Origin of the sequence: Pseudomonas sp. FP215, from assembly GCF_030687795.1 — a bacterium.
Lineage (GTDB): Bacteria > Pseudomonadota > Gammaproteobacteria > Pseudomonadales > Pseudomonadaceae > Aquipseudomonas > Aquipseudomonas salmasensis.
The window spans coordinates 3,712,854-3,739,279 of the sequence record NZ_CP117447.1 but is presented as its reverse complement, the minus strand read 5'-3'; the positions used below and the strand labels follow the sequence as shown (position 1 = coordinate 3,739,279).

Annotated in this window: 25 protein-coding genes and 1 tRNA gene; 18 read left to right on the top strand and 8 right to left on the bottom strand. The window is 59.5% G+C overall.

Features of this window, described 5'->3' with window-relative positions; translation table 11 throughout:
• The first annotated feature begins 22 nt into the window (after nucleotides 1-22).
• Together PSH76_RS16735 and PSH76_RS16730 are read left to right on the top strand one after the other, a co-directional pair.
• A complete protein-coding gene (locus PSH76_RS16735) occupies nucleotides 23-331 on the top strand; it encodes an RcnB family protein (RefSeq protein WP_186606201.1) in 309 nt (102 codons plus the stop codon).
• 88 nt (nucleotides 332-419) lie between these two features.
• On the top strand, nucleotides 420-1,613 hold the full coding sequence (locus tag PSH76_RS16730; RefSeq protein WP_098952043.1) for an MFS transporter: 1,194 nt from the start codon (nucleotides 420-422) through the stop codon (nucleotides 1,611-1,613).
• On the opposite strand, the gene PSH76_RS16725 is transcribed toward PSH76_RS16730, so the two are convergent.
• Together PSH76_RS16725 and PSH76_RS16720 are read right to left on the bottom strand one after the other, a co-directional pair.
• Nucleotides 1,576-1,848: a DUF1652 domain-containing protein gene (locus tag PSH76_RS16725; RefSeq protein WP_003190355.1), complete on the bottom strand. Its 273-nt coding sequence runs from the start codon at nucleotides 1,846-1,848 to the stop codon at nucleotides 1,576-1,578. The two genes, PSH76_RS16730 and PSH76_RS16725, sit on opposite strands and share 38 nt — an antisense overlap.
• 102 nt (nucleotides 1,849-1,950) lie before the next feature.
• Nucleotides 1,951-3,447 (bottom strand): PAS domain S-box protein, encoded by a 1,497-nt coding sequence (locus PSH76_RS16720; protein WP_032892441.1) that lies wholly within the window; start codon nucleotides 3,445-3,447, stop codon nucleotides 1,951-1,953.
• 203 nt (nucleotides 3,448-3,650) lie between these two features.
• Here PSH76_RS16720 and PSH76_RS16715 point away from each other — a divergent pair, with 203 nt between their 5' ends.
• Nucleotides 3,651-4,619 (top strand): hypothetical protein, encoded by a 969-nt coding sequence (locus tag PSH76_RS16715; protein ID WP_305492619.1) that lies wholly within the window; start codon nucleotides 3,651-3,653, stop codon nucleotides 4,617-4,619.
• Between the two features lie 79 nt (nucleotides 4,620-4,698).
• Nucleotides 4,699-5,319: a hypothetical protein gene (locus PSH76_RS16710; protein WP_003190361.1), complete on the top strand. Its 621-nt coding sequence runs from the start codon at nucleotides 4,699-4,701 to the stop codon at nucleotides 5,317-5,319.
• Between the two features lie 256 nt (nucleotides 5,320-5,575).
• On the opposite strand, the gene PSH76_RS16705 is transcribed toward PSH76_RS16710, so the two are convergent.
• Nucleotides 5,576-5,821: a DUF3077 domain-containing protein gene (locus PSH76_RS16705; RefSeq protein ID WP_043050220.1), complete on the bottom strand. Its 246-nt coding sequence runs from the start codon at nucleotides 5,819-5,821 to the stop codon at nucleotides 5,576-5,578.
• Between the two features lie 398 nt (nucleotides 5,822-6,219).
• Between PSH76_RS16705 and PSH76_RS16700 the strand changes: the two genes are divergently transcribed.
• The 7 genes from PSH76_RS16700 to PSH76_RS16670 all read left to right on the top strand — a co-directional run bounded on the left by PSH76_RS16700 (nucleotide 6,220) and on the right by PSH76_RS16670 (nucleotide 16,338).
• A complete protein-coding gene (locus PSH76_RS16700; protein WP_032892436.1) occupies nucleotides 6,220-6,564 on the top strand; it encodes an FKBP-type peptidyl-prolyl cis-trans isomerase in 345 nt (114 codons plus the stop codon).
• 11 nt (nucleotides 6,565-6,575) lie between these two features.
• Entirely contained in the window at nucleotides 6,576-7,190 is a 615-nt protein-coding gene (locus PSH76_RS16695) for a GNAT family N-acetyltransferase (protein WP_305492618.1), read from the top strand.
• A gap of 419 nt (nucleotides 7,191-7,609) precedes the next feature.
• Nucleotides 7,610-10,315, top strand: a complete 2,706-nt coding sequence (gene mgtA / locus PSH76_RS16690; RefSeq protein ID WP_305492617.1) for a magnesium-translocating P-type ATPase — start codon at nucleotides 7,610-7,612, stop codon at nucleotides 10,313-10,315.
• 208 nt (nucleotides 10,316-10,523) lie between these two features.
• On the top strand, nucleotides 10,524-11,240 hold the full coding sequence (locus PSH76_RS16685) for an MgtC/SapB family protein (RefSeq protein WP_019821435.1): 717 nt from the start codon (nucleotides 10,524-10,526) through the stop codon (nucleotides 11,238-11,240).
• A 289-nt stretch (nucleotides 11,241-11,529) separates the two neighbouring features.
• Entirely contained in the window at nucleotides 11,530-12,156 is a 627-nt protein-coding gene (locus PSH76_RS16680; protein ID WP_032892431.1) for a response regulator transcription factor, read from the top strand.
• Nucleotides 12,157-12,167: 11 nt separating this feature from the next.
• A complete protein-coding gene (locus PSH76_RS16675) occupies nucleotides 12,168-15,782 on the top strand; it encodes a transporter substrate-binding domain-containing protein (protein WP_305492616.1) in 3,615 nt (1,204 codons plus the stop codon).
• A gap of 133 nt (nucleotides 15,783-15,915) precedes the next feature.
• A complete protein-coding gene (locus PSH76_RS16670; protein WP_032892429.1) occupies nucleotides 15,916-16,338 on the top strand; it encodes a hypothetical protein in 423 nt (140 codons plus the stop codon).
• 57 nt (nucleotides 16,339-16,395) lie between these two features.
• On the opposite strand, the gene PSH76_RS16665 is transcribed toward PSH76_RS16670, so the two are convergent.
• Nucleotides 16,396-17,475 carry a 3-deoxy-7-phosphoheptulonate synthase gene (locus PSH76_RS16665; protein ID WP_098952035.1) on the bottom strand — a complete coding sequence of 360 codons (1,080 nt, stop codon included), beginning with the start codon at nucleotides 17,473-17,475 and terminating at the stop codon, nucleotides 16,396-16,398.
• A 1,191-nt stretch (nucleotides 17,476-18,666) separates the two neighbouring features.
• Here PSH76_RS16665 and PSH76_RS16660 point away from each other — a divergent pair.
• Nucleotides 18,667-19,416 (top strand): carbon-nitrogen hydrolase family protein, encoded by a 750-nt coding sequence (locus PSH76_RS16660; protein WP_305492615.1) that lies wholly within the window; start codon nucleotides 18,667-18,669, stop codon nucleotides 19,414-19,416.
• Nucleotides 19,417-19,863, top strand: coding sequence for a GNAT family N-acetyltransferase (locus PSH76_RS16655; protein WP_032892423.1), 447 nt, complete (start codon nucleotides 19,417-19,419; stop codon nucleotides 19,861-19,863).
• 35 nt (nucleotides 19,864-19,898) lie between these two features.
• Here the strand turns inward: PSH76_RS16655 and PSH76_RS16650 are convergent, their stop codons facing one another.
• Nucleotides 19,899-20,138 carry a DNA-binding protein gene (locus tag PSH76_RS16650; RefSeq protein ID WP_044273192.1) on the bottom strand — a complete coding sequence of 80 codons (240 nt, stop codon included), beginning with the start codon at nucleotides 20,136-20,138 and terminating at the stop codon, nucleotides 19,899-19,901.
• Nucleotides 20,139-20,220: 82 nt separating this feature from the next.
• Here PSH76_RS16650 and PSH76_RS16645 point away from each other — a divergent pair, with 82 nt between their 5' ends.
• The 5 genes from PSH76_RS16645 (at nucleotide 20,221) to PSH76_RS16625 (ending at nucleotide 23,933) form a co-directional block, all read left to right on the top strand.
• Nucleotides 20,221-20,586, top strand: coding sequence for a helix-turn-helix domain-containing protein (locus tag PSH76_RS16645; protein ID WP_032892420.1), 366 nt, complete (start codon nucleotides 20,221-20,223; stop codon nucleotides 20,584-20,586).
• Nucleotides 20,587-20,737: 151 nt separating this feature from the next.
• On the top strand, nucleotides 20,738-21,379 hold the full coding sequence (gene uvrY, locus PSH76_RS16640; protein WP_003190387.1) for a UvrY/SirA/GacA family response regulator transcription factor: 642 nt from the start codon (nucleotides 20,738-20,740) through the stop codon (nucleotides 21,377-21,379).
• Nucleotide 21,380: 1 nt separating this feature from the next.
• Nucleotides 21,381-23,204 (top strand): excinuclease ABC subunit UvrC, encoded by a 1,824-nt coding sequence (gene uvrC, locus PSH76_RS16635; protein ID WP_044273194.1) that lies wholly within the window; start codon nucleotides 21,381-21,383, stop codon nucleotides 23,202-23,204.
• A 32-nt stretch (nucleotides 23,205-23,236) separates the two neighbouring features.
• Entirely contained in the window at nucleotides 23,237-23,797 is a 561-nt protein-coding gene (gene pgsA / locus PSH76_RS16630) for a CDP-diacylglycerol--glycerol-3-phosphate 3-phosphatidyltransferase (RefSeq protein ID WP_032892416.1), read from the top strand.
• Between the two features lie 60 nt (nucleotides 23,798-23,857).
• Nucleotides 23,858-23,933, top strand: a tRNA-Gly gene (locus PSH76_RS16625).
• A gap of 581 nt (nucleotides 23,934-24,514) precedes the next feature.
• Here the strand turns inward: PSH76_RS16625 and PSH76_RS16620 are convergent.
• The 3 genes from PSH76_RS16620 to PSH76_RS16610 all read right to left on the bottom strand — a co-directional run bounded on the left by PSH76_RS16620 (nucleotide 24,515) and on the right by PSH76_RS16610 (nucleotide 26,344).
• Entirely contained in the window at nucleotides 24,515-25,126 is a 612-nt protein-coding gene (locus tag PSH76_RS16620; protein ID WP_192901653.1) for a hypothetical protein, read from the bottom strand.
• A 73-nt stretch (nucleotides 25,127-25,199) separates the two neighbouring features.
• On the bottom strand, nucleotides 25,200-25,391 hold the full coding sequence (locus PSH76_RS16615; RefSeq protein WP_032892413.1) for a hypothetical protein: 192 nt from the start codon (nucleotides 25,389-25,391) through the stop codon (nucleotides 25,200-25,202).
• 386 nt (nucleotides 25,392-25,777) lie between these two features.
• Nucleotides 25,778-26,344, bottom strand: a complete 567-nt coding sequence (locus PSH76_RS16610; RefSeq protein WP_370874665.1) for a DUF6708 domain-containing protein — start codon at nucleotides 26,342-26,344, stop codon at nucleotides 25,778-25,780.
• Nucleotides 26,345-26,426: the final 82 nt, after the last annotated feature.

The window sequence follows — 26,426 nt, the reverse complement described above, 5'->3', positions numbered from 1 at the left end:
ATCATTAATTGAAGGAGCACCCATGAAATCCAGAACTCTAGCTGCCTGTGTTCTCGTCGCTGCAAGCTTGTCTACCGCCAGTTTCGTGGCGCAGGCCGGCGATACCCCTCAGGAAACCGTGCAACCTTCAAACATCAACGCTCGCGACTTGAAAGAGGGCGACCGCGCGCCGGATATCCTGATGCGCAAGGAGTCGGCCATCAGCGATTGGAAAAAGCGCGGCCTCAAGCAGCCCGAAGAAGAAAGCCAGTGGGCGCGCGTAGGCGACAAGTACGTCCTGCTCAAGACCACCAACGGCACCATCCTCGAGATTACGCCAGTCAAGAAATAATCCCGCCGGGGCACCTGCTCGTTTCATGTCTCTTGCGTTAAGGTAACCGACCGCAATGGTCGCGTTACCTTTGAAGAATGAGAGCAGGATGCTTGCCACCATCAGAAACTACCCCCGCACCGTGAACCTGCTGCTGTGCGCCACGTTGTTGCTGACGCTGGCCAAAGCCATCACCTTTCCCTACCTCGTGATCTACCTCACCAGCCATTTTGGCCTGGACATTACCCAGGTCGGCCTGGTGATCGGCAGTTCGTTGATCGTCGGTTCGCTACTGAGTGTCTACGGCGGTTTCCTGGTCGACCGCATCAATAGCTATCGCCTGTTGCTCGGGTTGAGTCTGGTGTTTGTGCTGGGGTTTATCGGCACGGTGCTGGCGCAGAATATCTGGGCGTTCTATGGCTGCCTGATCCTGATCAACCTGGCCTACGCCGTCATCGATATTGCGGTGAAAGCCGGCTTCGCCAGCCTGCTGCCCGAAGACGCGCGCAGCGAGGTGTTTTCCATCAAGTACACCCTTACCAATATCGGCTATGCCGTGGGGCCGTTCTTTGGCGCGATGGTGGCCAAGCTGGATATCAGCTTGCCGTTTATTCTGTCGGCGCTGTTGGGGCTGGGGTTTTTCCTGCTGTATGGGCGTTGGGGTGACCGCACCTTGGCCACTGCGGACGCTACGCAAAAGCCGGTGCCGTTCCTCGCCGTTGCCCGCGTACTGCTGCAGGACCGCCGGCTGGTGTGCTTCACCCTCGGTGGTTTACTCAGCGCGGTGGTGTTCGGCCAGTTTACGGCCTACCTGTCGCAGTACCTGGTGACCACCACGACCGCCGAATACACCTACACGGTGATCAGCGCGGTGCTGACCACCAACGCTGTATTGGTGATCGCCTTGCAGTACCTGATTGGCCGGCGCATCTCGCACCGTTACCTGAGCCAATGGCTGATCGCCGGCTTGAGCATGTTCATGCTGGGTTTGATCGGCTTCGGGCTGTCCACCAGCGTGGTGGGGTGGGTATTGGCGATGGCGGTGTTCACCGTCGGTGAAATCATCGTGTTCCCGGCCGAGTACATGTTTATCGACCGAATTGCCCCGGACCACCTGCGGGGCATGTATTACGGGGCGCAAAACCTGTCCAACCTCGGCGCCGCGCTGGGGCCGGTGCTGTGCGGGCTGGTGCTGGCCAGCCTGCCGGCCCATTACATGTTCTACATGCTGGGGGCGTTTATCGTCGCCGGCGGGGTGTTTTATTTCATGGGAGCGGCGATAAAGGCAGATCATCCAGCGTGAGCTTGCCGACGTTGTTGCTTTGCAGCTCGTAGCGCAATTCGTCAACCATCTTCGCTACTTCCTGCGGGGTCTGGAGGCGGTTGGTGCTGATGCCGGTCACCACCAGGTCGACGCGGCCAGTCTCGGCGTCATAGACCTTGAGGGTCAAGGAAGCGTCCCGGCACAGGGTAAATTCGCACGTCAGCGGTGACAGGCCTTCTTCGATGCAGTTGCGCAGTTGAGAGAGGGTAAACATGCGGGTTCCTTCTAGGCATAAATACGATCCCTTGAAGGTTATTGCTTGCACCGCCGCTCAATAAGGCGAATTCGCACTAGACGCACTAGTGCATTTGCACGGTCAGGGTTTGTTTTTCAGGCGCAAATCACCGGCAAACAGCCCGCGTTCACGGGCCCAGACGATCGCTGCACTACGGCTGTGCACCCCCAGCTTGGAATACACCGTGGCCACATGGTTACGCACGGTGTTAGGCGCCAGTTTCAGGCGCGAGGCGATCTCTTTGTCCGCCAGGCCCTCGCAGATCAGGCCCAATACATCGCGCTCGCGGGCGGTGAGGTCGGTGAAGGAAACATTCGGCAGGTTGGGGCTGTTGACGCTCTTGGCGTTGGCCAGCTTCTCGATCAGGGTCTGGCTGAACCAGGAGGCGTCCTGCATGACTTCCTCGATGGCCGCTACCAGCTCCAGCTCCGAGCGTTTGCGTTCGGTGATGTTCATCAGCACCATCAGGTAGCAGGGCACGTCCTGGATAATCACGGTGTCTGCGGACACCACGCAGTCGATCACCTCGCTGCCTTTCTTGCGCACCTTGAGGTCCTGGCCTTCAAGGTTGCCGGCTTTTTCCAGGGTAGCGAACAACTGTGCGCCGGCCTGGGGGCTGTCGATGAAGTTGATGTCTTCGATGGATTTGCCGATCAGTTCCTCGCTGATGTAGCCGGTGATGCTCATAAAGGCTTCGTTGATGTCCACCACCTGGCGGTTGTCGGCACTGCACACCAGGGTCGGCACGGGCGTCAGACGGAAGGATTTGGCGAAGCGCTCTTCGCTCTGGCGCAGGGCGATTTCGGCTTTGCGCCGTGGCTCCAGGTCGGTGAAGGAAAACAGCATGCAGTCTTCCTCGTTCATGTCCAACGGTTGGCCGGCGACGATCACCAGTTTACTGCCACCTTCGGGCAGTCTCAGTTCGGCCTGCATCTGCGGGATGGTCGCGCCTTCGCCCAGGCGCTGGATCGCCAGGTCCTTGCGCTCGGCCTGTTCCAGCACATCCAGTTCATACACGGATTTGCCGATGACCTGGTCGCGGTTGTAGCCGGTCATCTCCAGAAAACCCTGGTTGACCTTGATGTAGCGCAAGTCGCTGAGGCGGCAGATCACGGCGGGCGCCGGGTTGGCGTTGAAGGTTTTCTCAAAGCGTTGCTCGGCGCTGGCCCATTCGGTGGCGTCGCTGAGGATCAGCACCAGCAACTCCGGCTCACCCTGGGCATCGGTCAGCACCAGGCTGCGCAGGCGATGTACCCAACTGCGGTGTTCGTCGTCGGCGGGTGTGACTTCCACCACCACATCGCTGAACTCTTCTCCGGCAGCCACGCGGCTGAGGGGGTAGCTGTCCAGTGGCAAGGGGTGGTTGTTGCGATAGCGCAGGGCAAAGCGCTTGGCGTACGCCTCGGTATTGGCGCCCAGTTCCTTGACCTCGCTGACCCCATGCATGGTCAACGCCGCTTCATTGGCCCACAGAATGGTCTGGTCGACCTCGGCCAGGATCACACCGTCGGACAGTCCCGAGATGATGGTCTGCAGTTGGCGGCGGTTGGTTTCTTTGGCGAGAACATCCTGGGTCATAACGTCTCCGATTAGGGCAGGGCAAGGCACATTGGGTTACGACATCCCGGCTTCAGGATAGTGCAGAGTAATTGCCTACGGGGCAGTGCGAATGCACCAGGGCGCCTGGTGCATATGGGCCAGGACTGAACGTATGTCGTTTCGCCACACTCACACCCAACAAGGCACATTGCCTTGCTCCCAAATTTTAAAAGGACCTTTGTATGACCACTGTCTATGAAACCAATCGATCACTGTTTCGTGTGTCGTGGAGCTCGGTATTGGCCGGTAGTGCAATCGCACTGGTCACCTACCTGGTGTTGAGTGTGTTGGGCACCGCCATTGGCGCCAGTGCCGTTGACCCGATGGAAGCGGGCAACCCGTTGAGCGGTTTCGGCACGGGTGCGGGTATCTGGCTGTTTGTATCGACACTGGTCGCCATCGCGTTGGGCGCGTTCGTGGCCGGCCGCACCGCGCCGGATCGTGGCGGCCTGCACGGGGTGCTGACCTGGACCCTGACCACCTTGCTCACCACTTGGCTGCTGGCGGGCCTGGCTTCCAGCGTGGTCGGCACTGCCAGGAACGTGGTGGGCAAAGGCCTGTCCGCAGCCGGCAGTGGCATTGCTGCCGCCGCGCCGGGGATTGGCAATAGCATCAAACAGCAGTTGAACGAGCAGGGCATCGAGCTGGACTGGAACAGCCTGCAAGGCCAACTGGATACCTTGCTCAAGCAGAGCGGCAAGGCGGAGCTGGACCCTGCCAATGTTGAGCAAAAAGCCGATCAGGCAGCAGCCGATGGCAAGCAGTCGGCCACCGATGCAGCGACCAACCCTGCCCAGGCCGGTGATGAGCTCAAGCAGTGGTTCGAACGTGTGAAAGCGTCCGGCGAGCCAGCCCTGAATGCAGCGGATAAAGAGGCGCTGGTCAACATCGTCGCGGCCCGCACTGGCAAGAGCAAAGAAGAAGCCACCCAGATCGTCGACAACTATGCCCAGGCTTATCAGCAAGCCATGCAAAAGGTCGATGAGCTGAAAAAACAGGCTGAACAAAAAGCCCGTGAAGCCGGTGAAGTCGCTGCCAAGCAACTGTCCCGCGCGGCCTGGAGCACCTTGGCCATGCTGCTGTTGGGCGCAGCCTTGAGCTTCTTTATCGGTCGTATTGCGCTGACTACCCGTCGCGTGCCTTTGGCTTAAAACTGTCTACGGCAAGGACGCCGCCTGTGTGAAGGGGTAAAATGCTGGCATTTTACCCTTATCCCACAAAGGTGCCCCCTTGAGCGCAGGCAAAGCCGTCGGACTGTTATTACTCACTTCTCTGTTGGCGGCGTGCGGCACCTCGCCGCCACGCACGCCCAACGACCTCTGCGGTATCTTGCGCGAAAAAGACGACTGGTACGACGCCGCCAAGGTCACGCAAAAGCGTTGGGGCGTACCGATCCAGGTGCCGTTCGCCATCATGTATCAGGAGTCAGGCTTTCGCCACGACGCCAAGACCCCGCGTAAATACCTGCTGTGGATCATCCCCTGGGGCCGCGTCTCCACCGCTTCCGGCTATGCCCAGGCCAAGGATGAAGTGTGGAACGACTACCGCAAAGCCACCGGCCGCAGCGGCGCTGATCGCGAAGACTTCGACGACGCTATCGACTTTATCGGCTGGTACATGGACAAGACCTACACCATCAACGGCGTCTACAAGTACGACGCCTATGGCCAATACCTGAACTACCACGAAGGCTGGGGCGGCTACCGCCAGCGCACCTACGCCAGCAAAGCCTGGCTGCCACCGGTGGCGAGCAAGGTGCAAGCGCGTTCGCAGATGTATGCGCGCCAATATGCCGGGTGCAAGGATGAGTTGGGGCGAGGGTTTTGGAGCCGGTTCTGGCATTGGTTGTAAAGGCTTTTGGATGCACGCAGATCCAATTGTGGAGCTGGCTTGCCTGCGAAAGCGGTCGTGCAGGCACAGATGCATTGACTGACACGCCGCCTTCGCAGGCAAGCCCTAATGCCGGTCAGTTAAGCGAACGCAATGCTCAAAGCAACGAAGATCACATGCGGGAGCGGGCTTGCTCGCGAAGACGTCGGCCCAACAAACATGGATATTGACGGACCCACCGCTTTCGCGAGCAAGCCCGCTCCCACATTGGATTGCGTTAACGCGGCTGGATGCATTCCAGCGAACGGTCCACCATCACGCTGGCCATTTCCACCAAGTGCATGACCGAAATCACCAAGGTGCGTGAAGTGCCATCCAACTGCTCACCTGCCGTCTGCGCCGCAACGGCCGCGCAACGCAACACGCTGCTGGCATGGGCTAGGGCGTCTTCGAAGCTGAGGTCGGGTGTGGTGGCGAAGAATTGCAGTTCTGGGGCGGGTGGTGCGGGGACGAGCTTTTCCATTGTTTGACTCCTAATCTAAGTTAGAAGGCCACCATCATCGCTACCAAACGACTTTTAGGGTGGTGGCCGTACGCAGATTGGTAGACCGGTGATTAGGACCCGGTGCACCCGAAGGTGCCCTGCGCACGGCCGCCATAACGCAGGGCCGAAAAAAAGCGCCTTGCAGAAGGGGGCGCTTAGCGCCTAATCATTCGCGGTCTACCAAACCCCGAGTCACTGAGTTGGCAGTGACCGACAAAGACTAGCCACGCAATGTGAGCGGCGCAAGCGGTTGGGATTCTCTCGGAAACGTCCTTCAAGTTAAAGGGAAATGTCATTGTTCCGACTGTTCCTACACTTGCCAAACCCATCCGATTCTGGGAAAACCCCAGCCTTTTCACGCCTTCAATGAGAACCCCATGAGCAACGACGAACTGCAGGTCATCGACATCCGCCTGGGCGACGGCAAAGCCGTGGTCAAGGGCGCGCTGATCACCACCCAATACACCGGCACCCTGGAAGATGGCACGGTGTTCGATTCCTCCTGGGAGCGGGGCAAACCGTTCCAGTGCGTGATCGGCACCGGCCGCGTGATCAAGGGTTGGGACCAGGGTTTGATGGGCATGCAGGTTGGCGGCGTGCGCACGTTGTATGTACCGGCGCACTTGGCTTATGGCGAGCGCTCGATGGGCGCGCATATCAAACCCAACAGTAACCTGCGCTTCGAGATTGAATTGCTGGAAGTGCTGACGCGGGATGATTGAAGAGGTTGAACATGGACGTTGATCCACATCTGTTGCCTGGCAGCTCCCTGGAAGGCATTCGGGTGGTTGAGCTGTTTGGCTTCGATGAAGCTGAGCTGCAGCAGTTTTTTGAACGGGCACCCGATTACTTCATCGCGGTGAATGGCGAACCGGCTACCCCGACCGAAGCACGGGAAGAGTTAAGCGGCCAATTGCCCGCTGGCTGGCATTGCAGCCGCCTGTACTGGCTGGGTTACCGAGATGCGCAGGGCCACCTGGTCGCCGTGGTGAATATCGCTGCGGATTTGCTCGCCGCCGGGGTGTGGCACATTGGGTTGCTGCTGGTGCATACGCGCTGGCACGGCAGCGGGCTGGCGCAGCGCTTGCACGCGGACCTTGAGGCCTGGGCGGTGGCGAAGGGCGCGCAGTGGCTACGGCTGACGGTGGTGGTGGGCAATACCAGAGCCGAGCGTTTTTGGCCCAGGCTTGGCTATGTACAGGTGCGCACCCGCGAGGGCATCACGATGGGCCGGCAGGTGAATAGGGTGTCTATCCAAGTAAAGGTTGTGGCTAGCGCGAGCATTGAAGACTACCTGGCGCTGGTCGAACGGGACCGCCCCACGTGGGGTGAAGAAAGGCGTTCCTGAACCCATCCTGAAGAATTTTCTTATTCGCCATGCAGGCACTTTCCTACGGTTTACTCTGCCAACATCGGGGCGTAAGCTTCGCGCGTTTTCATCAATAGCGGAGACCCTCAGTGGGTACTTGTTCGAGTGACAGTCGTCGGCCGGTTTCGGTAACCGGCCTCTTGGCAAGGTAACGCGCATTTTCCAGATGCCGTTGTCTCGCCTCACAAAGCGAGAAGCGGCATCCCGGCGGTGGCCAATCCTGGCACCTGTCTGATTCCCTCTCATCGACGCTGACCAGCACCTGGGTAACGCCTGGATGCTACGGACGCGCCTGCCTGTTACGGCGGGCGGGCCAGGTTCGGCTGTGCCTGTGTGACGGGCGCGGTGTGGACGGGCAGTACCTGCACGACGGTTTTTCCTCGCGCAGGAGTTACACCATGAACCTCACGTTGCTCAAAGAGTTCTTCGCCGGTTTCCTGCGGACCCGGCATATCGCCCGGCATTTTCGCCGCCTGGCGATGCTGGAGACCGTGACCGACGCCAGCGTCAGCCGCGAAGTACCGCCTAGCCTGGCGCAGACGCTGGTGGCTTCTGCCAACCGCAGCACCGTGCAATTGCTGGGTGTACTGGGCAGCCACACCGAGGGCCTGAACACTCAGGAGGCCGATGCCCTGCGCGTGCAATACGGCCTCAATGAAGTCGAGCACGAACAGCCGCTGCCGTGGTGGGTGCACCTGTGGCATTGCTACAAGAACCCCTTCAACCTGCTGCTGACCCTGCTGGCGGTGATCTCCTGGCTGACCGAAGACATGAAGGCCGCCACGGTGATTTTTTCCATGGTGGTGCTCTCGACCCTGTTGCGCTTCTGGCAGGAGGCCAAGTCGAACAAGGCCGCCGATGCTTTGAAGGCCATGGTGAGCAATACCGCGACGGTGCTGCGCCGCGATGCTGCCAAGCGCATTGAACTGCCGATCAAGCAACTGGTGCCAGGCGATCTGATTGTGTTGTCGGCCGGCGACATGATCCCCGCGGACTGCCGCGCGCTCAGCGCCAAGGACTTGTTCGTCAGCCAGGCGGCGATGACCGGTGAATCCATGCCGGTGGAGAAGTTCGCTCATCAGCAGGACGCTCATACGCGCAACCCGCTGGAGCTGGAGAATATTCTGTTCATGGGCACCAACGTGGTGTCCGGCGCCGCCACGGCGGTGGTCCTGGCCACCGGCAACAGCACGTATTTTGGTGCCTTGGCGCAACGCGTCACGGCGACGGACCGTGCCACCACCTCGTTCCAGCAGGGGGTCAACAAGGTCAGTTGGTTGCTGATTCGCTTTATGTTCGTGATGGCGCCGCTGGTGCTGTTCATCAACGGCTTTACCAAGGGCGACTGGACCGAGGCGTTGCTGTTCGCGCTGTCGATTGCGGTGGGTCTGACCCCGGAAATGCTGCCCATGATCGTCACCTCGACCCTGGCCAAGGGCGCGGTGTTTCTGTCGCGCAAGAAGGTGATCGTAAAGCGCCTGGACGCGATCCAGAACTTCGGCGCCATGGACGTGCTGTGCACCGACAAGACCGGCACGCTCACCCAGGACAAGATTTTCCTGGCGCGCCATGTGGACGTGTGGGGCCAGGAGTCGGACGACGTGCTGGAAATGGCCTACCTCAACAGCTACTACCAGACCGGCTTGAAAAACCTGTTGGATGTGGCCGTGCTCGAGCACGTGGACATCCATCGCGAGCTGAAAGTTGGTACCGCGTTTCACAAGGTCGACGAGATCCCCTTCGACTTCAACCGCCGCCGCATGTCGGTGGTGGTGGCCGAGCAGCACCAACCGCACCTGTTGATCTGCAAAGGGGCGGTGGAGGAAATTTTGTCGGTATGCAACCGCGTGCGCCATGGCGACGTCGATGAAGTGCTGACCGACGAACTGCTGGCGCGCATTCGCCAGGTGACGGCAGCCTTTAACGAAGAAGGGCTGCGGGTGGTGGCGGTCGCGGCGCAGCCGATGCCGGCGGGGCGTGACACCTACACCCTGGCTGATGAGAATAACCTGACGCTGATCGGCTACGTGGCGTTTCTCGACCCGCCCAAGGAAAGCACCGCACCGGCTCTCAAGGCCCTGAAGGCTCACGGCGTGGCGGTGAAAGTACTGACCGGCGACAACGAACTGGTCACGGCGAAGATCTGCCGCGAAGTGGGCCTGGAACAACAAGGTTTGCTGATGGGTAACGACATCGAGGCGATGAGCGACGCCGAACTGGCCCTGGCCGTGGAAACTACCAATGTGTTCGCCAAGCTCACCCCCAGCCACAAGGAACGCATCGTGCGTCTGCTCAAGGCCAACGGGCATGTGGTGGGCTTTATGGGCGATGGCATCAATGATGCTCCGGCGTTGCGCACGGCGGATATCGGTATTTCGGTGGACAGTGCGGTGGACATCGCCAAGGAAGCGGCCGACATCATCCTGCTGGAGAAGAGCCTGATGATCCTGGAGGAGGGCGTGCTGGAAGGCCGGCGCACCTTCGCCAACATGCTCAAGTACATCAAGATGACCGCCAGTTCCAACTTCGGCAACGTGTTCTCGGTGTTGGTGGCCAGTGCCTTTATCCCGTTTTTACCGATGCTGCCGATGCACCTGCTGGTGCAAAACCTGCTGTATGACATTTCGCAGATCGCGATCCCGTTCGACAACGTCGATGACGAGATGCTTGCCACGCCGCAACGTTGGCAGCCGGGGGAAGTGGGGCGCTTCATGCTGTTCTTCGGGCCGATCAGTTCGATCTTCGACATCACCACGTTCGCACTCATGTGGTATGTGTTTGATGCCAACACGCCAGACCACCAGACGCTGTTCCAGTCCGGCTGGTTTGTGGTGGGGCTGCTGACCCAGACCCTGATCGTGCACATGATCCGCACCCCGAAAATCCCGTTCCTGCAAAGCCGTGCGGCGCTGCCGTTGATGCTGATGACCGGCGTGATCATGGCCGTGGGGATATTCCTGCCGATGGGGCCGTTGGCGCATTACTTCAAATTGCAGGCGCTGCCGTCGCTGTACTTCGTGTTCCTGCCGGTGATTTTGCTGGCTTACATGGCGCTGACCCAGGCGGTGAAGGGCTACTACATCCGCAGGTTTGGCTGGCAGTAATACAACATCGCAAAACCCTGTGGGAGCCGGGCTTACTGTAATGCCCGTCAGTTAAGGTTCTGTAGGAGCGAGCTTGCTCGCGAAGAACTTGCAGACGCCGCGTTCATTCAGCAAGCACGCGTCATCGTTGACGTTTTTCGCGAGCAAGCTCGCTCCTACAGGGGCCGGCATTGTTTCAATGTGCATCTGCATTCATGGAGATTTTTTTATGCAGGCAATCAACAACATCAACCTCAACTCCCTGGTCGACACCGTGGTCAGCCTCAGCGCGGCATTTATCCTCGGCGGCTTGATCGGTTTCGAACGTCAGTACCGCCAGCGCACCGCTGGCTTACGTACCAATGTGCTGGTGGCGGTGGGCGCGGCGATCTTTGTCGACATGGCCAACCGCCTGGGCGGCGCGGAGGGCGCGGTGCGCGTGGTCGCTTACGTGGTCTCGGGCATCGGCTTCCTGGGGGCGGGTGTGATCATGCGCGAGGAAGGCAATGTGCGCGGGCTCAACACGGCCGCCACCCTCTGGGCTTCGGCGGCGGTGGGCGCCTGCGCTGGCGCCGACCTGATCCTCGAAGCCTTGCTGGGTACGCTGTTTGTGCTGGCGGCCAACACCTTGCTGCGGCCGATCGTCAATAACATCAACCGCCAACCTTTGGATGTGGTGTCGGCAGAGGTCACCAACATTCTTTACGTCATTGCGCGCCGCAGTCAGCAGCAGGCGGTGATGGCGTTGCTCGAAGCCGAGCTGGCACGTTGCAACTACCCGGCCAGCGATGTCGATGTGCGGCCGTTCGGCAGCGACGAAGTGGAGATCGAGGCCATCCTGGCCGCCACGTCGGTGGATGGCGACGAACTGGATGCTCTGGTAGCGCGCCTCTCGACATCAACCCTGGTGGTACAGGCTTTCTGGAGCCCAAGTACTACCGACTGACCCCTATGGGCGAGCCAGGATTGGCTAAGCTTGCTTGTGGAAAAATCCTACATCTAGTCCGGATTATCCCTTCAGTTAAAACATCATTGCGTTGCTAAGGTTGGGCACTTGCGGCTGTTGGGTCGTTGAGGTCCGGCGTCCGTGGTTATGCTGAGTTAATTGAAGGGGGCCAGACACGGCCTGGTTACCGTATTGATAAGGCAGCGCCGTTCGTCGGAACTGTCATTTCTCACAGGTACCCAGGTCCGGTGTGATGTGTAAGGGTATTTTGTCCACATAGGGAAGTTGTATGAACAAAGCATTAATTGTGGATGACCATCCGTTTATCCGGGCGACGGTCAAACACCTCCTGCAGTTGGAGGGTTTTGTTGAGATTTTTCAGGCTGGGGATGGCGCAGATGCGATGCAGTTGGCGCGGGAGCAACGTCCCGAGCTGATTATCCTCGACCTGGCGATGCCCAAATTGGGCGGATTGGAGGTCATCAGCCGGATCAAGGCGTTGGGCTTGCCGTGCAAGATTCTGGTGCTGACGTCCTACCTGGCGGTGTTTTTTTCCACCCGCTGCATGCGCGCCGGCGCCATGGGGTTCGTCGCCAAGACCGGCGAACTGGATGAGCTGCAAAAGGCTATCAAGGCGATCATGTCGGGCTACAGCTGCTTCCCCAGTTTGCCGACCAGTTCGGTGCGGCGCGACGATTTGCAAGAAACAGAACGGCAGATGATCGAATGTTTGTCTGACCGCGAACTTACCGTACTGCAGATGCTCGCCCTAGGGCTGGGCAACAAGGAAATCGCCGAGCAAATGCTGCTGAGCCACAAGACCATCAGTACCTACAAGACTCGACTCAAGGAGAAGTTGCGAATGTCCTCGGTAGTGCACTTATCCACGTTTGCCCAGCGCAACCATCTGATCTGATCTGAACTGAAATGATCACCGCCGCGTTTATCAGGTTCGTCACGATCCTTTGGATGAGCCTGTTACCTCTGATCGCGGTGGCCCTTGAAGAGCCTCACGCTTTGCGGCTGTTGGGGCACTCTCATATCGAAACCCCGCCAGTGGCGCTGGACGAGGCCGATTGGCGTTGGCTGCGTGAGCGGCGCACATTGCTGATGGGCGTTTCGGCGCCCGATTACGCACCTTTTGACTTGACCAATAACAACGACGAACTTGAAGGTATCACGGCTGATTTTGCCGCATTGGTCGGCCAGGCCCTGCATATCGCCATCGAGGTTCGGCGTTACGACACCCGCGATGAGGTGGTTGAGGCGCTGAAGCAGGGGGCGGTGGATTTCCTCGGCTCCGCCAATGGCTATGAAGCGGCGGACCCGCAGCTGCTGCTGTCTCGCTCTTATGCCAACGACCAACCGACCCTGGTGACCCGCAGCGGTGACAGCCAGGTATTGAATGACGACCTGGCCGGCAAGCGCGTGGCAATGCTCTATCACTACATGCAGCCCGACGCCGTACGGGCGTTTTACCCCAAAGCCCAGTTGGAACTGTTTGCCTCGACGTTCGAAGCCATTGGCGCCGTGGCGTTTGGTCGTGCCGACGTCTACCTGGGGGATGCCATCAGCAGCAATTACCTGATCAATCGCAACCACCTCAATAATGTACGCATGGCGGATTTTTCCGGCCTGGAAGTCAATCCGTTTGCGTTTGCCGTCACCCGCGAAAATGCGCGCTTACTGCCCATCCTCAATGCCGCGCTGGAGGCGATTCCCGCCAGCGAGCAGATGGAAATCCTGCGCCGCTGGAGCGGAGGTAACCTGGGCATAATCGGCGTTGACCGGCTGCACTTGAGCGCCAGTGAGCAACGCTGGGTGCAGAAAAACCCACGGGTCAGGGTCGCGGTGCTCAATGACTTCCTACCGTTATCTTTTATTGGTGGTCGAGGTCAATTCGAAGGGTTGAGTGCCGAGGTGTTATCGCGCATCAGCTTGCGCACCGGCTTGAAGTTCGATGTGGTGCCAGGCAGTTCGTTGCCGCGCCAGGTCAACATCGTCAGTGCGGGGACGGCGGACATGCTGGCGGTTATCACCCCCAGTGTGGAGCGGGCCGAAAAAATACGCTTTACCCGGCCCTACCTGACCAACCCCTTTGTGCTGGTAACCCGTGACAGTCCACATAGCCCGCTTACGTTGGAGGAGATGGTTGGCAAACGCTTGGCCATGGTGGTCGGCAATGGCCTGCACGATGAAATAGCGCAGAATTTTCCAGGCGTGATGTTTGTCGATGTGGAAAACCCCCAGCAAGCCATGGCGCTGGTGGCCAACGGTGACGCCGACGGCGCGGTCAACTCGTTGATCAGCGCGCGCTATTTGATCAGTCGGTATTACCGCGACCGCTTACGTGTCACCAGTACGGTCGGCACTGAGCCTGCACGCGTGACCTTTGGGGTCAACCGCAGTCAATTGGAGTTGTATTCGATCCTCGACAAGGCGCTGCTGAGTATCACCCCGCAGGAAATGGACGAATTGATTGGTCAGTGGCGCAGCGAGGTCATCATCGAGGACAGTTACTGGTTGCGTTATCGCAACGTGATTCTTCAGGGCTTCGGGTTGGCGGCGCTGTTGTTGGCCGTCACGCTGGGCTGGGCCATTTACCTGCGCAGCCTGATTCGTAAGCGGCTACAGGCCGAGCGGGCGCTGAGCGATCAGATGCGGTTCATGAGCGTATTGATCGACGGCACGCCGCACCCGATTTACGTGCGTGACCGCCAAGGGCGGTTGATGGCCTGCAATAACGCCTACCTCGACGTGTTTGGCTACAAGCTTGAAGACGTGATCGGCAGGACGGTGGTGGAAACCGACGTCGAAAACCCGCCGCAGGCTCAGTCGTTTCATGAGGATTACCTGCGCTTGATGGCGGGGGGCGAGCCGCAGATTCATGATCGAATACTCAAGGTGCCCAATGGCGATGTGCTGACCATCTACCAGTGGATGCTGCCGTACCGCGACGGCGACGACAAGGTGGTGGGCATGATTGCCGGTTGGGTCGACGTGAGCGAGCGGCATCGGTTGCTCGGCCAGCTACAGGAAGCCAAGGACGATGCCGACGCCGCCAATCGCGCCAAGACGACCTTCCTGGCGACCATGAGCCACGAGATCCGCACGCCCATGAACGCCGTGATCGGCATGATCGAACTGGCGTTGAAAAATGCCGAGCAGGGGCGGGTCGACCGCGACGCCCTGGAGGTGGCCTCTGTGGCTTCACGGGGCATGCTGGAGTTGATCGGCGATATTCTCGATATCGCGCGCATCGAGTCGGGGCACTTGTCGCTGACCCTGGAACCCGCCAACCTGCATGAGCTGTTGGCGTCGGTCGCGCGCGTGTTCGAGGGGCTGGCCCGCGCCAAGGGGCTGGCGCTGCAGGTTGAGCTGGACCCGTTGATTGACCGGGCGGTGCTGGTCGACCCGCTGCGATTCAAGCAGGTGGTGTCGAACCTTTTGAGCAATGCCATCAAGTTCACTGCTCATGGGCAGGTCAGTCTGGTTGCGCGGGCTAAGGTCGAGGATGATCGCTTGGCCGTCCAGTTATGGGTGCAAGACACCGGCATCGGAATCAGCATCGCCGATCAGCAGCGGTTGTTCAGTGTGTTTATCCAGGGCAGCAATAACCAGCAGTCGGCACGTAGCGGGTCTGGGCTGGGGTTGGTGATCAGCCGCAGCCTGTGCGAGATGATGGGCGGCCAATTGCACTTGAGTAGCGTGTTGGGGCACGGTACTCGGGTGGACGTGACGCTGACCCTGGCCATGACCGCCACGCTGCCGGCCCCGGTTGAGCCTGCGCAAGAGGCGGCGCCTGAGGACCGTGCGCTGAAGATTCTGGTGGTGGATGACTACCCGGCCAACCGCTTGCTGCTGGCTCGACAGTTGAGCTTTCTGGGCCACCAAATCGTCACGGCCGAAGACGGTGTTCAAGGGCTTGAACAGTGGCGAGCGGGGCAGTTCGACGGCGTCATTACCGATTGCAACATGCCGTTCAAGAACGGCTATCAGCTGGCACAGGACATTCGCGCGCAAGAGCGTGAACAGGGTCTGGAACCCTGCCTGTTGCTGGGGTTCACCGCCAACGCCCAGCCGGAGGAGGCCGAGCGCTGCCGGCAGGCGGGCATGGATGGCTGCCTGTTCAAGCCAACCGGGCTTGACGACTTGCGGTCGGCGCTGGCCTCGCGTGTGGCCGACGCGGGCCCGCAGACCGTGGCGACATTCGACTTGAGCACACTGGTCGCGCTGACCGGCGATGATCACGCTGCGCTTGTCGAATTGCTGGCGCCGTTGCTCGACAGCCTGGAGGCCGACCGTACCTTGCTGCCACGCCTGGCCAGCCAGGCAGATTTTGCCAAGCTGCACGACTTGGCTCACCGTGCCAAGGGCGGCGCGCGGATGGTCAAGGCAAACCTATTGATCAGTGGGTGTGAAGCATTGGAGGCAGTGTGTGAACAGCGCGACCGTCAGGCATTGGGGTCAGCGGTTGAGGACGTGTCTGAAGCGATCGATGTTTTGCGTCTTGGCTTGAGCGCTTATTGCAATCAGCCTTGACTGCGGTTGATCGCCATTCGGGAAATTTGGGAAAACTCTTACGCGAACCGGGAACATGCCTGATTTTGTCGTCGGCATATGTCTGGAAAATGGGCAGCGCTCACTGCCGAGCACTGCCTGCCAGGGGTTTGCCATGCCGAACAAAGCACTGACCATCCTGATTGCCGATGAACAGCATCTGCAACGCCTGTACATCGAGAAAATGCTCAACCGGTTGGGTTATTACCGGATCGTGCCGGTGCAAACGTTCGAAGAGGTGCGGATTCTTACCGCCATTCCTGCCGAACCCTTCGATGTACTGATAATCCATGCCGGGCTGATGGCCCAAGCCTATGAACCTCAGCCCCAGGTGCGTCATGTGCTGGTCTACGAGCATCTGGACCTGGGCGCACCTTGCGGAGTAACACCAGCCGTGCGGGTGCGCCTGCCGGGCGTGCCGGACCACGTCAACCTCGAACACTTCATGGACATCGTCGACCCCTGCGAGACTGCCCACGGCCTGCGGGTGTTGCCGTGGTTGCGGGAGCTGTCCCGCATGCCGGTGGCCCGGGCATAACCTCACTGGGCCTGTGGCGAGGGAGCAAGCTCCCTCCCAGATGTTGATTTTCACCGATCAGTCGGCTTTGCCGTGTTCCCGCAACCGCTCAGCGGCACTGCGCAACAACTGCTCGGTCCCGTCCCAACCCAGGCAACCATCGGTCACCGACACGCCGTATTTCATCGACGCGCTCAGCGGCTGGCAGCCTTCGAACAGGTGACTCTCAAGCATCATGCCCACCAGGGAGGTATCACCTTGCAGGCGCTGCTCCAGCACGTCATTGAATACCGCCGGTTGGCGCAGCGGGTTCTTGCCGCTGTTGGCATGGCTGCAGTCGACCATGATCCGCGCCGCCACCTTGGACTTGGCCAGGTCATGCTTTACGTCGGCCACGCTTTGCGCATCGTAGTTCGGCCCACGGTGGCCGCCGCGCAGCACCAGGTGCGTGTCGGGGTTGCCGGGCGTCTGGATGATCGCCGGGTGGCCCTGGCTGTCGACGCCGAAATGGCGATGCGGGTGAGACGCTGAGCGCATCGCATCACAGGCAATGGCGACGCCACCGTCGGTGCCGTTCTTGAAGCCCACGGGCATGCCCAGGCCGCTGGCCATTTCGCGGTGAATCTGCGATTCGGTAGTGCGTGCGCCAATGGCGACCCACGTGAGCAAGTCATCGAAGTAGCCGGCGGCCATGGGCTGCAGCAACTCGGTGGCCACCGGCAGGCCCAGGCGCAGCATTTCACGCATCAGTTCGCGGGACAGGGTCAGGCCGGCGGCCATGTCATCGCTGCCGTCCAGGTGCGGATCGTAGGCCAGGCCTTTCCAACCCACCGTGGTGCGCGGTTTCTCGACGTAGGCACGGATCACCAACAGCATCTGGTCGCTGACTTCAAGCGCGAGCTTCTTCAGATTGCGCGCGTATTCCATGGCCGATTCCGGGTCGTGGATCGAGCACGGCCCCACAATCACCAGCAGGCGTGAATCTTCGCCATTGAGGATGGCGCGCACGGCTTGGCGATGGGCGTGGACTTGTTCGTTGAGGAACGGGCTGAGCGGGAGTTGATGCTTGAGCTCAAGGGAGCTGGGCAAACGCTGTGTCAGGGCTTCATTGGCACTGTTGAGGGTAGAGACGGGCAAAGCGGCGACGGAGGAGTTCATATTCAAGGCTTCCTGGGCAAGCGGCGGGCGATTCCCGCACGCTTGGCCTACTGGGGTGTTCGACAATTGGCCGTATCGGCTACGTGTGTTGGCTTGCCACCATGGGGTGACCGGTCGGAGGCGGCAGGCTGTCCCGAACGGAGCTGGCTAAATCGCCATGCAGTGCAAGTGTCGTAGCGGTAATAGGTGGTGAAGTTCATGGTGTGATTCCTTTAAGTGATCGTGAGCAAACAAGTTGTTAGGCGCTGAAAAAACAAAACCCCCGGTCGGGGAGCCGACCGGGGGTTTAGATTTCTCTGGTAGGCGACCCCTTGAGTAGTGGGCGCCGATTTCAGGTATCAGGCGCGCCAGTGGCTAAACCAATACCCAAAATAAAAGCCGGCCAGTGCGCTCGAACCGTTCACACGGGTAGCCGACACCGAGCGCAAGGCGCTGGCAGCAGGACAAACCTGAGTGTGGGTGAGTGGCAACATGGGGCTCTCCAAATGATGGGGGGAGCTTACTAGAGGCGTGCAGGTGGATTCAATCAGTAATTTCTATTGCGTGGCGGTACTTACCGCTATGGGCAACGCTGGACCTGTGGCGAGGGAGCTTGCTCCCGTGACGGCCTGCCAGCCGACGCCTATCTACCTGACACCCCGCGATCCAACTGTGTGTGGCTTGCCTGCGATGGCGGCCTGACAGGCGATGCTTCTCTACCTGACACCCCGCGATCCAACTGTGGGAGCGGGCTTGCTCGCGAAGGCGGCCTAGCAGTCAACACAGTTGGATTGTGTACATATCCATTGCTGCGGTAACGGCTACTTAGGGTTCCGCCTGACGGCGGGTCACTTTCGAAAAGCGCGAAAGTAACCAAAGCGCTCTTGCCCCACCACTCGGCACCTCGCTTGGGCTCGGTGTGCCCGTAATCCGCCAGTGATTTGGGGGGCCGCCGCCACGCGCCATCCATGGCGCGGGGCGGCTAAACCGGCATCCCTGCCGGTTTACCCCCCAAATCCCTGTCGAATTCCGGCCAGCGTGGTTTGACGGGGCGCTTAAGATCAAGATCAAAAGCAGATCAAGAGCGACTCGCTTCGCATCGTGGTTACCGTCCGCTGCTACAGCCCACTCAGTTGTGTAGATACCTATGCCGCTATGGGGCAAGTGTGGATATGCTGACGGCTCTCAAACAATGATTGCCAGGACGCGACCATGACTGCCTTGACCCTTGCTGCGGCGCAAACCGTTTCCATCCCGGGCGATGTCGCTGCCAATATCCAGCGGCACCTGGCGTTGATGTGGGCCGCGGCTGAACAGGGCGTGCAGTGCCTGGTGTTTCCAGAACTGTCACTGACCGGCTACGAGCCGTTCGTGGCGGCCGACTTGGCCATCGACCCGCAAGACGCCGTGTTGGCGCCGTTGCGTGAGCTGGCGCGGGAGCTGCGATTGACCGCCGTGGTGGGCATGCCGGTGCGGTTGGCGTCACAAACAAGTGTACTGATTGGCGCACTGGCGCTGGGGGCGGACGGCTCAGTAGGCGTCTACACCAAGCAGCACTTGCACCCCGGTGAGGAGTTGGCATTTGCTGCGGGGCAGGGCGGCGAGGTCCTGGCATTCGGAGATGACCGCATAGCATTGGCGGTGTGCGCGGACTTTTCCCAGGCCAGTCATCCATGTCAAGCGGCGGCAGCGGGCGCCACGGTGTATGCCGCAAGCGTACTGATCAGCGAGGGAGGCTACGCGGCGGACAGTGCTTTGCTTGAAGGCTATGCGGCCGAGCATGGCCTGTTGGTATTGATGGCTAACCACGGTGGGCCGTCCGGAGGCTGGGCCTGTGCCGGCCGCAGTGCAATTTGGACCGCCGATGGCAACTTGCTTGTTGCCTCCCCCGGTGTCGGCGACGCGCTGGTGATCGCCCGTCGCGAGAGCGGGCAGTGGGCCGGCCACGTGGTAGCTCTCTGAATGAGGTTTCATTTGCGCCGGGCCACTGAGCAAGACCTACCGTTTGCCCGCACCCTGACCCGGGAGGCTATGAGCCATTATTACCGTCAGAACGGCTTGTTGTGGTCCAACGACGGCTTCGACGTGGCCTGGGCGGGCCGCGAGAACTGGCTGATCTGCAACGATGACGGCGTCATGGGCTTTATCAGCCTGAGCCGCGACGGCAAGGCCCTGTATATCCGCGAGCTGCACCTGCTGGAATGCTGCCGCAAGCAGGGTGCGGGCAGTTGGGTGCTGGCGCAAATGGTGCTCAAGGCACGCGTCGAGGGCCTGGGCTTTCTACGTTTGACGGTGTTCAAGACCAACCCGGCAAGGAGGCTGTATCAGCGCCTGGGGTTGAGCATTGTCGGTGAAGAGGATGGCTTCTGGCGGATGGAGCGTGAGTGTCGCGCACTCACATCGGACTAAAACAAGCACGTCCTACAAATAAGCGCATACTGCTGTCAGCTAGTGCTTTGTTCATCGTGGGATTGAGCTTCAGGCTCATCCACGATAACGCCCTCTTTCATGCCCAGAAGTACCGCCACTTTATGGGCTTCTCCACGTCGTCCCTTTTTTCGCCCGGCGAGCACTTGATAGGTGGTTGCCGGATCTACGCCATGCTCCCGGGCGAACGCTTGAACTGACTTTCCTTGATGTTCCAGCCAGGCCTTGGCTTGTGCAGCAGTACGGATTCCGGGCATAGTTCAAAACCGTTCAAGTTTGTTTAACGAAGTGATGGTGTGACACCTCTTGGGGTGTGCCAATTTAGGATCATACATCCAAATGAGTGGAATCGGTTCGCGCTTAAGGCAAGAAAGAGAGCGACTTGGCCTGTCGCAGAAAGTTTTTGGTGAAATTGGAGGCGTTGAAGCGAACGCCCAAGGCAAATATGAAAGTGGTGGTCGTGCGCCCAAGGCCGACTATTTGTCTCGTGTCGCCGAAAAAGGCGTGGATATCCTGTACGTGTTGACCGGCAGCCCAACGCCGATCCAACTGGATAACCTGAGCAAGATCGAAGAAAAAGTGCTGGGCAATTACCGAGCGATGTTCAAGGAAGACCAGGATGCAATCCGTCGCTTGACCAGTACCTTGGCCGAGCATTCATCCGTGGTGAACGGAAAAGCCAAGCCGCACCCCCAGGAATCCTGACCTTTAGCCCAGGAAACAGGGCTGTTTGCCACGTGGTGAACAGCCCCAACGCGTTGAATCTCTATATATATGACACTTGCAACTAGGTCTGCGCCTTGGTTTTTTGCTAAGGTGTTCAGCAACCTATAAGACCATATCGCGAGGTGTCTGCTTGATTAGGGTGCTAGTAGTCGATGACCATGATCTCGTTCGTACAGGTATTACACGAATGCTGGCTGACATCGACGGCCTGCAAGTAGTCGGCCAGGCGGAGTCGGGGGAGGAATCCCTGATCAAGGCCCGGGAGTTGAAGCCCGATGTGGTGCTGATGGACGTCAAGATGCCTGGGATTGGCGGTCTTGGTGCCACGACCAAGCTATTGCGCAGCCATCCGGACATCAAGGTCGTGGTGGTCACGGTGTGCGAGGAAGACCCGTTCCCCACCCGTTTGCTGCAAGCCGGTGCCGCCGGTTACCTCACCAAGGGCGCAGGCCTGGCCGAGATGGTGCAAGCCATTCGCCTGGTTTTTGCCGGCCAGCGTTACATCAGCCCGCAGATTGCCCAGCAATTGGCCATCAAATCGTTCCAGCCCACCAGCGATTCGCCGTTTGATGCGCTGTCGGAGCGGGAAATCCAGATCGCCCTGATGATCGTCGGTTGCCAGAAGGTGCAGACCATCTCTGACAAGCTGTGCCTGTCGCCCAAGACCGTCAATACCTACCGTTATCGTATCTTCGAGAAGCTTGCCATCAGCAGTGATGTTGAATTGACCCTGCTCGCGGTGCGCCACGGCATGGTGGACGCCAGCGCCTGACATGACCACACCGTTTGATCCCAGTGCCTTTCTCTCCACCTGCAGTGGCCGCCCCGGCGTGTACCGCATGTTCGACAGCGAGGCGCGCCTGCTTTACGTGGGCAAAGCCAAGAACCTGAAGAGCCGTCTGGCGAGCTACTTTCGCAAGACCGGCCTTGCGCCGAAAACCGCCGCCCTGGTGGCGCGTATCGCCCAGGTCGAAACCACCATCACCGCCAATGAAACCGAAGCGCTGCTGCTTGAGCAGACGCTGATCAAGGAATGGCGGCCGCCTTACAACATCCTGCTACGTGACGATAAATCCTACCCTTACGTATTTTTATCTGACGGCAATTTTCCGCGCCTGAGCATTCACCGCGGGGCAAAAAAGCAGAAGGGCAAGTACTTCGGGCCTTACCCCAGCGCCGGAGCGATCCGTGAAAGCCTGAGCCTGCTGCAAAAAACCTTTTTTGTGCGCCAGTGCGAAGACAGCTTCTACAAGAACCGTACACGGCCGTGCCTGCAATACCAGATCAAGCGCTGCAAGGCGCCCTGCGTGGGCCTGGTGGAACCTGCGGAGTACGCCGAGGATGTGCGCCATTCGGTGATGTTCCTCGAAGGGCGCAGCAACGCGCTCACCGATGAGCTCTCTGGAGCCATGGAGCAGGCCGCCAGCACCCTGGATTTCGAAAAGGCTGCCGAACTGCGTGACCAGATCTCCCTGCTGCGCCGTGTCCAGGACCAGCAAAGCATGGAAGGCGGCACCGGTGACGTCGACGTGATCGCCGCGTTCGTCAACCCAGGCGGCGCTTGTGTGCACCTGATCAGCGTGCGTGGCGGGCGAGTGTTGGGGAGCAAGAACTTCTTCCCGCAGACCGGTATCGACGAAGACGTGGCAGAGGTCATGGCTGCGTTCCTTGGCCACTATTACGTCAGCAGCCCAGAGCGGGACCTGCCGTCGGAGCTGATCGTCAACGTGGTGCATGAAGACTTCCCCACCTTGATCGAAGCGATCCACGAACTGCGCGGCCGCGAGCTGGACATCAGCCACCGCGTACGCGGCACCCGTGCCCGCTGGCAGCAACTGGCCGTGACCAACGCCGAACAGGCCCTGGGCGCGCGGCTGGCGAACCGACAGCACGTCGCTGCACGCTTCGACGCCCTGGCCGAGGTGCTCAACCTGGACGAGCCGCCCCAGCGCCTGGAGTGCTACGACATCAGCCACTCCAGCGGCGAGGCCACCGTGGCCTCCTGCGTGGTATTCGGGCCGGAAGGGCCGATCAAGGCCGACTACCGGCGCTACAACATCGAAGGCGTTACCGCAGGCGATGACTACGCCGCCATGCACCAGGCGCTCACGCGGCGTTTCAGCAAGTTGAAGGACGGCGAGGGCAAGTTGCCCGATATCCTGCTGGTAGACGGCGGCAAGGGCCAGTTGTCCATGGCCCGTGACGTGCTCAACGAACTGGCGGTGCCCGACCTGATCCTGCTCGGTGTGGCCAAGGGCACCACGCGCAAGGCCGGTTTTGAAACGTTGTACTTGAATGATGCCGCCCATGAGTTCACTTTGAAGGGCGACTCACCCGCACTGCACTTGATTCAACAGATCCGCGACGAAGCGCACCGTTTCGCCATTACCGGCCACCGTGCCCGCCGTGGCAAAACCCGGCGAACCTCAACCCTGGAAGGGGTTGCGGGGGTAGGCCCGACCCGCCGTCGCGACTTGCTTAAACATTTTGGTGGCTTGCAGGAGCTGTCCCGTGCCAGCATTGACGAGATAGCCAAAGCACCCGGTATCAGTAAAAAGCTCGCTGAGCTGATTTATGCAAACCTGCACAGCGAATAGAATGCCTTCTCACCTCGTAGCCAGTTGTGCCGATGAATATCCCTAATCTGATTACCGTTCTACGCGTCCTGCTTATCCCGATTTTCATTTTGTTGTTCTATTTGCCGTATGAATGGAGCTACATCGCCTCCAGCTCGGTATTTGCCTTCGCAGCCGCCACCGACTGGCTCGACGGCTACCTGGCACGCCGCCTGGAACAGAGCACGCCCTTCGGCGCGTTCCTCGACCCTGTGGCCGACAAACTCATGGTGGCCGTTGCCCTGGTCCTGCTGGTACAGGAACACGGCAACCTGTGGCTGACCCTGCCGGCCGCCGTGATCATTGGCCGCGAAATCGTCGTCTCGGCCCTGCGCGAGTGGATGGCCGAAATCGGCGCCCGCGCCCACGTCGCCGTCTCCAACATGGGCAAATGGAAAACCGCCGCGCAAATGCTCGCGCTGGTCATCCTGCTGGCCAACCCGTCGGACTTCACATTCTGGGTACTCACCGGCTACGCCTTGCTGCTCATCGCCGCCGGCCTGACCCTGTGGTCCATGCTGCAATACCTGCGCGCCGCCTGGCCTCATCTGCGAACCACGGTTGAAAAGAAATAAAACTTTTTTGAATCAAGGGGTTGACGGGTGCTGAGGATTCTATAGAATGCGCATCACCAAGCGGGAATAGCTCAGTTGGTAGAGCACGACCTTGCCAAGGTCGGGGTCGCGAGTTCGAGTCTCGTTTCCCGCTCCAAACGTTAAAGAAAAAGCCACTCAATCGAGTGGCTTTTTTTTGCCTGTGATTTACGGAAGAGACGCTTAGGCGTCTTTTTTTGTGTGCAAAACCTTGGGCGCCCAGGGTGATCCTGTAAGACTCAAATTCGTATTGTTAACGGATTCGCTCAGTTCACCTGTCGCCAAGCCAGCTACTGTTTGTTCATCCTCCGGGCATACATAGACCTTTGGTCATGCGTCACTTCTGGTACCGATAATCCTGAGTCACGGTGGTTTACAGGCAGTGGACTTGCCACATGTCCTGGCAACTGCTTGAAAAGGCCTCTCTGCGTGATGCGCCCCAAATGCTCACCCGAAGAAGCTATGCGACATCGGAATTGGACCCCATGAACGCGGTGTTTATACTCAGTGAACCTGCATTGTGAAAGAGGCAAAAAACACATGGAGCTACACAAGGAGCAAGGAATGGTCTACGGCCAAGAGAAAGAAGCGCGCACAGGGCGACGATCAACGATGCTTCGCGCTGCCAGCGCGGAATATTCCGGAGTGCGTCTGCGGGTAGTGCTGTCGGAGTGCAAGATCGCGCCAATGGATTTCGCGCTATTTCTGAAGATCAGCCCTCAGCGGCTGACCAATTGGTTTTCTCGTGGTATCCCGCACTCGCAGCTCGATAGGATCGCAGGACTGTTGAGCGTTAATGCACAATGGCTGGAAACAGGGGCTGGGGAAAAATTCCCGGCGACAGGCGAGTAGCGAGCCCTGCGGGAGCACATAGCAGGATTCCCCAACCGCAACCGCCGTACGGTTCCGGTCCGCTTCGGTGAAGACACAGAGGTCCAAGCCGTCACTAATGACATAGGACGACAGCAGGTAACCGCCAAGTTTCAGCGCCGCGTCGTTGTAGCGTCGATGCTCTGCGCGCACATCGCCCCAGTCGCCGCAGATGTGTCGGCGCACGTAGGGAAGCGGGTCGAGCAGATCTTGTCGGGTCAGCGCGTCGACACAGCGGGAGATGGTCAGGCCACCGAAGGGAAATCGTGGCTGAAGGCTGAGGAGGGCGGACATGGGGATGCGCAGTTCCTCCACGGCGATGGGGCTTCGTACTCTAGCAAGGTCGAACGTTCCGACGGCGAGGTCGCGGTCACAATCACGCACGTGATGGTGTTGCTTGTGGGTCGGCAGGCGTGCTTTGGCTGGGTAGAAAAGCTCCATGGGGCCGGCTCTTGGCAGCGTGTCCAACCCCGCAGGTACTTCATCGTTCGCTGACCCATGACGGTGTCACTTTTTATGGGTGAGGGCGTTCGGCCCCACTGGTTTCCTTGACCGCATACAACAGGCAGCGTACCGCTTCACGATCCTCATCCGACAATGAGCGGTAGTAGTGGATCAAGCGCTCTTCTTCTCGATTGATTTGGCGGGGCCGCAGGGATGTGCCGGGGGCGGTGCGTAATGAGGGAAAAAACGAAGTATTTAGCATGACCCTATTTCTTTATGAGATGAATGGAGACGTGGGCTTCTTGCCCGGAACAACTGAATACATAACGTTTATTGTAAGAAAGAGCTCGTCATTTTTTGTGACTGCTGAGTTTTTCAGAAGGGGCTGTCGGAAGGGCTTGGCAACGATGTAGGAGCGATCTTCCAAACCCGGTTGAATGAAGGTGCGATTGAGCGGAGAGCCCGCCAAACTGGTATCCCTGGTCAGATTGGCGGTGGGGAGGTGCGAGCCTGTCAAAAACGGGACACCTCCTTGAAGGCGCAGGTCAAATAGCGCATCGCCACCCGGTCGGTTTCCGACAGCGTGCGGAAGTGTTCAATCAACCCACCTGATTCATCCGTTATAGGCTGATTTGCATTGACGGAACCTCAAGAGGCTGTACGTGACTCAAGGTCTATTTCGGCCGGCCACTGCACTTTGGGGGCCAAGCGGCGGGCGAGGTTGAGGTTCACGGCTTCGTTGCTCCAGTCGCGAGGTGGGTGGGGGAAGCTGGGCAGGGCGTGCGGGCCTTGTTGCATGAATAGTTGGGCCATGGCCCAGTACATTTCGCCTTGTTGAATTTCGTGGGCGAAATGAAAACGATCTATTACCTGGTGGGTGCCAGGTTTCACGACGGCAAGGGTGACGGTTTCGATGAGGCCGCCACTGCCCATGGGGCCGTACACGCTGCAGGCTTCGGCACGCAGGTTATCCCAGTCATAGACTTCGGCCCGAACGCCCCAAGCCGTGCGGCTGAAGGGTCTGAGGCCGTCGTGGTGGAAGCGGTAGACATAGACTTTGCGTCGGAAGCGGTTGAAGCGGATGGGTTCGTCGCGGGGAGGGGCAACGTCCATTCGCCAGAAGTAACTTCCTAGCCATAAGCCGATGCCTATCGGGATAAGCTCCAATAATTTGGATAACAAAGACGAAGGTGTTGGAGAACTGGCGTGAATCATTATTAGGAACATTGTTAAGGATAGTGTCATTGCAAACAGGAATGCGGCACACCAAATGCCCACGCCACGCATTCTCACTGTA